General features: G+C 64.8%; 1 protein-coding gene. It reads left to right on the top strand.

The window, feature by feature from the left end; all coding sequences use genetic code 11:
• A partial coding sequence (locus tag AC1RWL_RS32170) for an IS110 family transposase (RefSeq protein WP_493097558.1) occupies positions 1-1,116 on the top strand: 1,116 nt, incomplete at its 5' end.
• Between the last annotated feature and the right edge of the window lie 26 nt (positions 1,117-1,142).

Below are 1,142 nucleotides of genomic sequence, written 5' to 3'. Positions count from 1 at the left end.
CGTCATCCTTATCTGTGGCAGCCGCATGATTTGGTAAGATGCAGCGGTGGGCAGCGTACCATTGTCATCCCAGGTCTTCAGAAGACCGTGTCCGAGCACGGTACGCTGCCCCTTATCGCTTTTTCACCCGAACAGTTGACCGGGAGGCCGTTGGCGCGGCGATCCCGCAGGATAAGGCCGGGCGTCATGACCATAGCACCTTGCACCGTCGGGATCGACGTTTCCAAACAATGGCTGGATTGCTTCCTTCATCCGACAGGGCGGCGATGCCGGTTCAGCAATGACACGAAAGGGCACGAGGCCCTCATCACGCTTGTGGGCACGCAGGAAAGCTTCTGCGTCCTGGAGGCGACCGGCCCGTACGATCGGGGCCTGTGCCACCGCCTGCACGAGGCCGGGCAAGCGTTTCACCGGGCCAATCCGCGCAAGGCACGCCAGTTCGCCAAGGCAGCCGGTTTCCTGGCCAAGACGGACCGGGTCGATGCCGTCATGCTGGCCCGCTACGGGGCAGCACTGGCCTTGCCGGCCGAGATACCGCCCGAGCCGGACCGCGAACGGTTGCGAGACCTCATGGACCGCCGCGATCAGCTGGTCGAGATGCGCAAGAGCGAGCGCATCCGCCTGGCCCAGCCGCATGTCGACTGGCTTGAGGAGAGCCTCTTGCAGGTGATCGATGCGCTCGACCGGCAGATCGAGGTGCTGGAAGCCCGCATGGAGGCGCTGCTGGCGTGTGCGCCCTCTCTTGAAGCGCAGAAGGCCATCGTGTGCTCGGCCCCTGGTGTTGGACCGGTGACGGCAAAGGTGCTGCTGGCTTATCTGCCGGAACTGGGCAAGCGGGACCGGCGGGCCATCAGCGCGCTTGCAGGCCTGGCCCCGATCGCCTGCGATTCGGGCACGATGCGCGCTAAGCGCTGCATCTGGGGTGGGCGAAAGCGCGTGCGCGATGCGCTCTACATGGCAGCCCTTGCCGCTTGCCGCTCCGGCCCGTTCAAGGCCGTGGCCCAAGCCATGCGCGACAAGGGCAAACCGGCCAAGCTCGTCATCATCGCCATCGCAAGACGCCTCCTCGTCGCCCTCAATGCAGCCGTGAGGGACAACAGAGCGTTCCTGTCTTGACATCACACAACACAGTTGCTCGGGCT

This window comes from Shinella sp. GW821-FHT10F02, assembly GCF_058809275.1.
The sequence above is the reverse complement of the archived record's forward strand: the minus strand, read 5'-3'. Positions and strand labels throughout refer to the sequence as shown.